This window comes from Boseongicola sp. (assembly GCF_057460485.1).
Window position 1 is genome coordinate 1 of the sequence record NZ_JBVCWP010000204.1, and the last position, 6,899, is coordinate 6,899.

General features: G+C 56.2%; 9 protein-coding genes. 3 read left to right on the forward strand and 6 right to left on the reverse strand.

The features are described from left to right. The coding region (locus AC221Y_RS17770) for a lipid A-modifier LpxR family protein (RefSeq protein WP_486707901.1) at positions 1-546 on the reverse strand (546 nt) is incomplete at its 3' end. A gap of 179 nt (positions 547-725) precedes the next feature. Here AC221Y_RS17770 and AC221Y_RS17775 point away from each other — a divergent pair. Continuing rightward, the gene (locus AC221Y_RS17775) at positions 726-866 is read left to right on the forward strand and encodes a hypothetical protein (RefSeq protein ID WP_486707902.1); all 141 of its coding nucleotides are present in this window, start codon (positions 726-728) and stop codon (positions 864-866) included. Positions 867-876: 10 nt separating this feature from the next. Here the strand turns inward: AC221Y_RS17775 and AC221Y_RS17780 are convergent, their stop codons facing one another. Continuing rightward, the gene (locus AC221Y_RS17780) at positions 877-1,230 is read right to left on the reverse strand and encodes a hypothetical protein (RefSeq protein ID WP_299748890.1); all 354 of its coding nucleotides are present in this window, start codon (positions 1,228-1,230) and stop codon (positions 877-879) included. A gap of 595 nt (positions 1,231-1,825) precedes the next feature. Then, positions 1,826-2,014 (reverse strand): CTP synthetase, encoded by a 189-nt coding sequence (locus AC221Y_RS17785; RefSeq protein WP_299748893.1) that lies wholly within the window; start codon positions 2,012-2,014, stop codon positions 1,826-1,828. A gap of 507 nt (positions 2,015-2,521) precedes the next feature. Between AC221Y_RS17785 and AC221Y_RS17790 the strand changes: the two genes are divergently transcribed. Both AC221Y_RS17790 and AC221Y_RS17795 read left to right on the forward strand, forming a co-directional pair. After that, positions 2,522-3,445 (forward strand): Kelch repeat-containing protein, encoded by a 924-nt coding sequence (locus AC221Y_RS17790; protein ID WP_486707903.1) that lies wholly within the window; start codon positions 2,522-2,524, stop codon positions 3,443-3,445. Positions 3,446-3,657: 212 nt separating this feature from the next. Beyond that, entirely contained in the window at positions 3,658-4,416 is a 759-nt protein-coding gene (locus tag AC221Y_RS17795) for an SDR family NAD(P)-dependent oxidoreductase (RefSeq protein WP_299748901.1), read from the forward strand. Between the two features lie 167 nt (positions 4,417-4,583). On the opposite strand, the gene lepA is transcribed toward AC221Y_RS17795, so the two are convergent. The 3 genes from lepA to AC221Y_RS17810 all read right to left on the reverse strand — a co-directional run. Further along, positions 4,584-6,383: a translation elongation factor 4 gene (lepA, locus tag AC221Y_RS17800; protein WP_486707906.1), complete on the reverse strand. Its 1,800-nt coding sequence runs from the start codon at positions 6,381-6,383 to the stop codon at positions 4,584-4,586. Positions 6,384-6,443: 60 nt separating this feature from the next. Next, complete coding sequence (locus AC221Y_RS17805) at positions 6,444-6,611, reverse strand: hypothetical protein (RefSeq protein ID WP_486707904.1); 168 nt, start codon at positions 6,609-6,611, stop codon at positions 6,444-6,446. After that, the coding region (locus AC221Y_RS17810) for a hypothetical protein (RefSeq protein WP_486707905.1) at positions 6,599-6,899 on the reverse strand (301 nt) is incomplete at its 5' end. The genes AC221Y_RS17805 and AC221Y_RS17810, both read right to left, overlap by 13 nt.

Sequence of the window (6,899 nt, forward strand, 5' to 3'; positions counted from 1 at the left end):
CTCAACAAATGGCCGCACGCGCGCCGCGCCAACATCCCAGACCCGACCAATCTCACCGCTCAGATTAAGCCGCGCCGTATCTTCGATCTGGAAATCCTCCAACGTCGGCACCGTAAACCCCAACGCCTTGTGCAACTCCTGCTGCAAATCAAGCAGTCCCGTCTGCGGCCCCACAACCACCAGATCAAGGCCGCCGCGCACCTCAAAACCACTTGGCGCGCTATGGGAATGCACGCCAAACGCCAAAACGCCTGCATGCCGCCGATCGCTGGGGTCAGGCGCTTCCAAGTCCGAGGGCGTCAAAATGTCCGTGCGAAACCGAAACTCCAACAACTCTCCGAACCTCGTCGGAGCCGCCCCCTCCCAAGAAGACCCATAAAACGCGCCATACTGCACCGACGCGCTTTGCCACCGGTCCAGAAATTCCCCGATGGAATCGTTAGAAATCGCCAAAGACCAGCCGAGCCGCTCCCGCTCGCCCGCCTCAGCCACCCCGATGCCCAAGACCACCGCTGCCGCCGCCGCACTCAATCGCCAGATTGCCAAGACCCACGCCTCCTTTGCGGCGCCCGCGCGTCACACCCGCAGGCTGTCCGCCGCAATAGAATCACGCCAATCCCACTCCATCAACCCCGGAGAAATCCACATCAATCGCTGACATCGCGCAATTTATCCTTGCCGACCGTCCACGCGACCGCCAAATTCCTCTTCAAAGGAGACCAAGCATGTCCAGAAATCTCACACGCATCTGTGCCCTGATCCTCGGCGCCATAGCGCTTTCGGGCTGTGTCCCCGTCGCCATCGGCGCAGTCGGAGCCGTCGCCGCAGACTCAATCGCTGAAGATCGCGGCAACGACCTGTTTTAAGGCCAAGCCCTTACAATAAAATAGCCAGCACCACAGCCAGCCCGGTCAGCCCAAGCATCACCGAAGACGCCAGCTTCAGCTTCAAGATATCGCGCGCCAGAACGCCCGCGCCATAAGTCGTCGCTTTAAAGTCATCGGTCATATCAGATTTCAGGGCGTGAATGTCATCAAGCGCCGATCCGCCCGCCAATACACCATAGGCGGTCACCGTCAGCGTCAGCACCATAAGCGGTGCGGAGTAATCACCCGGTCCGAAATGAAGCGCCGCTCCGATCACCGCGAAAGCAAATATGACAGTACGCATAATACCGGAATACTCAGCAGTGCGTGCGTGAACGATCGTCTGGCGAAGCTCTGGTGACATGGCAAACATCCCCTTCCTTTTTTGAGGGGACTGTGCGGAGTTTTCCCGCCGCTGTCTATGTTAGCGTTGCTTGGCGGCCTTAGGCGTCAGGCATCCGTGCTGCGATTGCGACGCAGCGTGCGCACCATCAGCTTATACAACAAAATTACGCCCGAGGTGTAACCAAGGACCAAAACCGCCCATCCGGCGGTCGTAAGGCTCATAACAACTTCCATAATATCATCCCTAAAAACGATGTTCGGAGATTGTGTGGCCGAGGATTGTGGTCAGGATTTGACGGAAGTGTGGGGAGAATGGGGTTGGTTCTATTCTCCGCTCACACCACGCACGCTTAGCTCTCTTCGCTCCGTTTTTTCAGAGTGCGCGACACCACAAGATATAATAGTGCAACGCCACACAGAACGCCCGCTACCGCGATGCCAGAGCTGGTCGAAAAGGTATTCATAAGAGCAGTCATATCAAAATCTCTTTCATGTCAGGTCTGGTAATCCCTAACGCGAGACTGTGGCGGGAATGTGGTGTGAGACGAATGCGCGCCGCCGCGGCCCTCTGCGAAAGGGGCCCCGACGCATGTACCATTGCGACGCCCAGGCCTCTATTTCACCCCCGTCTGGGTTTCCTTCGCAATGTACCAAGAAAGAGGGAGCGCGGCGAGAAAGCCAACGGCGCCCGAGATGACAAGCGCCTGGGCCGTGTCAAACCCAAGCGTCAAAGCCGCAATACTAGCGGACCCAGCAAGTGTGGTGCCGACGAAGATATGAATGGCGAGCGTAAGAAAGAGCATTCGGGCCGCCATAGGATGGGGTATCGGGAGAGTTCCTGAGTTTGAGAGGTAGGGCCTTGATGCATGCCAGGTTTGGGTTGTCTTTGGGCGGATACCTAGTGGCTGGCACCCGACCCTTAAGCGCGGCTCAGGCGAGTTGGGTGAACTCACAAAACGCTTGCTTTCCATCGGGATAACTAAGCGTCGGGACGTTCGATCACGTCATGAACAGTCACTATCGAGTATGGCACGGCCCTATTTCCCGAATATTAAGCCTAACCATCTACATTTAACCCGTTTTAGTAGATATTTTCGTCGTATCCTGCGATCCCATGTTTGATACGTGGCAAAGCGAGTTCGGCACCATAAGTGATGGCCGGCGATTTTTCCGATACCAGATGTATCAGAACTCTTTCGCCTGACCTCCCAAGCCATTTCTTGTGGTGGAAGGGGCGTAAATTCCAGATTGCTCCTCAGCACTTCTTGGCGTCAACTGGCTGTCTTCGAAAATAGGCTAAGGATAATTGTATGCCCGGATGGGTCACGCTTGATTGCAATGGCACACCGCATTGCCGTCATGAAAACGGCTTCGCTTGCTATGCCGGCAAATTTTATCTGTTTGGGGGAAGACGGATCCAACCGGTGGATATATTCGATCCCGAAACCAACACCTGGACACATGGCGCGCCGCCACCGATCGAAATTCATCACTTTCAGCCAGTAATCGTGGGTCATCAAATTTGGCTCCTAGGCACAATGACAGGGTTGTTTCCGCGGGAAACACCTCTGGAGACCGTTTACATCTATGACCCCGAGGCCGATCGCTGGCTAGAGGGGCCTGAAATACCACAGGCGCGACGGCGCGGTGCATCGGGCTGTGCCCTGCATAGTGATGGCTGGATTTATGTCGTAGGTGGCATTGTGGACGGGCATCACGCAGACACCCAAGCCTGGTTTGACCGGATTAATCCCGAGACCGGCGAGTGGCAAATCTTGCCAGACGCGCCCAAAAAGCGCGACCATGCGCCCTGCGCGATTGTCGGCGACAATCTTTTTTTCTTCGGAGGGCGCGAGACAGGCCGCCACAACGGTACGGATTACAACGCACTGTTTTTTGCTACGATCGGGGATGTTGATGTGTTCAATTTCGCCACACAGGAATGGTCAGTCCATGCCGAGCAATTGCCTGTGCAGACTGCAGCAGGCGGAACCGGCGTCTTAAACGGAAAGATCCATTACGTGGGCGGCGAAGCGGGCCGGATGGAAGCCTTTAGTGAGATGCAAATCTTTGAGCCAACAGCGGGTAAATGGTCGATGGGAGCGCCGCTCAATCGCGCGCGACATGGCACCAATTGCTGCGTGCATGATGGAAAATTATGGATCGCGGCAGGCAGCGGCGCTAGGGGCGGTGAACCTGAACTAACGAGCATCGAAGTCATTGCGATTGGGTGAGTGGCAGGCCCTGACCAAAAGAGGCTCCAAGCCGACATCCTGCACACCATTTTCGGGTAGTCTTGATTGACTGGTCAAAGTAGAATGATGTCGGGCGAGCCTTGAGGTATCTCTAAGGGCTGTGTTTAGTCATATGCGGACCCTATGAAGACGCCCCGCTCCGGCAAAACCGGTTTTCAAAAACAAAGACAACAATTTGAAGAGTCAAAGACATGCGCCAAGACTTCGCGAGCTATCCCAGTCTTTCGGGAAAAACAGTGTTCATTTCTGGCGGTGCCTCTGGGATTGGGGCAGAAATAGTTGCGGCCTTCGCTTCGCAAGGAAGCCGGGTTGGCTTCCTGGATATAGACCAAAAGGCCAGCGCCGCGCTTACGGACGCAACCCCCGGCGATATCACTTACGAGATATGCGATCTCAAGGATGTTGATGCGCTGCGCTCCGGCCTCGGCAATCTTAAATCGCGGATCGGCCCTGCTTCCGTCCTTATCAACAACGCCGCCCGTGACGATCGCCATGACTGGGCTGATGTGACGCCCGACATTTGGGACGAGCGGATGCATACCAACCTTCGGCACATGTTCTTTTCGATTCAGGCGGTGGCGCCCGATATGATAGCAGCCGGCGGCGGTTCAATCATCAACATGGGTTCAAATTCCTGGTGGGAGGCCGGTGGCGGGTTTCCTGCATATGCGACTGCCAAAGCTGCGGTCCACGGGCTGACCCGCACAATGGCGCGCGATCTGGGCCAACACCGTATCCGCGTGAATACCGTGGTCCCTGGTTGGATCATGACCGAGCGTCAAAAGACACTCTGGGCGACACCGGAAGCGCTGGAAAAACATCAAGACCGTCAATGTCTGCCCGACCTGATCGATCCGGTCTACGTTGCCCGCATGGTGCTCTTTCTTGCATCGGCCGATGCTGCAATGTGCTCTGCAAACAACTACATGGTCGAGGCTGGATCAATCTGAACACCCGCTATTGGCGAAAGTCTCAACGGATCAACGCAACACTTTAGTCTTTTAGGAAAGATGGAGCGTAGACCAAGGCCTATCCTCGCCAGCCATCTGCGCTTTGAGCGCAGTCTGGACGTTGCAAAAGAACTTCTGAACCAGTCCAGCGCGTCGCGTCGCGTGCTCTAGCCATCCATCTTCAGCGCATTGATAAATGCTTCCTGCGGGATCTCCACTTTTCCGAATTGCCGCATCTTCTTCTTACCAGCCTTCTGCTTATCCAGCAGCTTCCGCTTACGCGATGCATCGCCACCGTAACACTTCGCCGTTACGTCTTTGCGCATCGCTGAAAGCGTTTCGCGGGCAATCACCCGGCCACCAATCGCCGCCTGGATTGGGATTTTGAACATGTGGCGGGGGATCAGCTCTTTCAACTTTTCCACCATCGCCCGGCCCCGCATATCCGCCCGGTCCCGGTGCACCATCATCGAAAGCGCATCCACAGGCTCGTCGTTCACAAGGATCGACATCTTCACCAAAGCGTCCTCGGTATAGCCAAGCATCTGGTAGTCAAACGACGCATAGCCCTTCGTCACAGACTTCAGCCGGTCATAGAAATCAAACACCACCTCGTTGAGCGGCAGATCATACACCACCATCGCACGGCTGCCCGCATAGGTCAGATCCATCTGAACCCCGCGCCGATCCTGACACAGCTTCAGAATGTCCCCAAGGTATTCGTCCGGCACCAAAATCGTCGCCTTAATGCGAGGCTCCTCGATGTGCTCAACGTAGGTCATATCCGGCATATCGGCAGGGTTATGCAGCTCAACCATCGTGCCGTCGCGCATGAAGACGTTGTAAATCACGCTTGGCGCCGTGGTGATCAGGTCAATGTCATACTCCCGCTCGATCCGGTCGCGGATCACCTCAAGGTGCAAAAGTCCCAGGAATCCGCACCGAAAGCCAAAGCCAAGAGCCGCAGACGTTTCCATCTCAAACGTGAACGACGCGTCATTCAGCGCAAGCTTATCAATCGCGTCGCGCAGGTCCTCGAAGTCGTTCGTATCCACCGGGAACAACCCACAGAACACCACCGGCACCGACGGCGCAAAGCCCGGCAAAGCCTCGGCCGTTGGCTTTTTCTCGTGGGTGATCGTATCGCCAACCTTGGTGTCGCGCACCTGCTTGATCGACGCGGTGAAAATCCCGATCTCGCCCGGTCCAAGCTCTGCGATGTCAACCATCTGCGGCTTCAGCACCGACAGCTTGTCGATCCCGTATTTCGCGCCGGTCTGCATCATCTTGATCTGATCGCCTTTGCGGACCAATCCGTCAATCACCCGGATCATCACCACAACGCCCAGATAGGCGTCATACCAGCTATCGACCAGCATCGCCTTCAAAGGCGCATCGCGGTCGCCCTTCGGGGCCGGAAGCCGCGCCACAATCGCCTCAAGCACTTCCGGGATACCGACGCCCGTCTTTGCCGAGATTTGCACTGCATTCGATGCATCAATCCCGATCACGTCCTCAATCTGCTCCGACACGCGATCAACATCCGCCGCAGGCAGGTCGATCTTATTGAGAACCGGCACGATCTCGTGGCCTGCATCAATCGCCTGATACACATTCGCCAGCGTCTGCGCCTCGACCCCCTGAGAGGCATCAACCACAAGCAAAGACCCCTCAACCGCCTGCATCGACCGCGACACTTCATAGGCAAAGTCCACGTGCCCCGGCGTGTCGATCAGGTTCAGGATATAGGTGATACCATCCTTCGCCGGATACTCGATCCGCACGGTGTTCGCCTTGATCGTGATCCCACGCTCGCGCTCGATGTCCATGCTATCAAGCATCTGAGCTTTCATATCGCGTTGCGCGACAGTGCCCGTCAGCTGGATAAGCCGGTCCGCCAAAGTGGATTTTCCGTGGTCAATATGGGCCACGATCGAGAAGTTACGGATATGTGCGAGATCGGTCATAACGCTGATATGTAGGGGTTTGATGAGGTTGGCAAGTAGCGGCATTTGGCCCGCCGTCGCCTACGTCACCGTCACCTCTGGAATCGCAAGGTCATTGCTCCCCTCATGGGTGCAGACCGGCGGGTAAAACCTCTGTCGAACCCAGATGTTCTGCCCGCCAAATGCAACGTTTCGCGTATCAAGAAAGCTGTCCATATCAAGCACGTCGATGCACTTTACGCCGCCCACCGGCGCGCTCCAGAACGCCGAGTGGCTGTAGCTCGACACAAAAACACACCCGTGCCATCAGGCGACACCGCCATATTGAACAACCGCCAACAGTCTTGACCGCACGACGTCCCGCCACACAATCGACGTTCGTTCACAGTGTGGATCAGAAACACATCTTTCGACTTCACCAGAAGCACCAGAAGCACCAGAAGCACCAGAAGCACCAGAAGCACCAGAAGCACCAGAAGCACCAGAAGCACCAGAAGCACCAGAAGCACCAGAAGCATATCGGGATTGTCCGTCGAA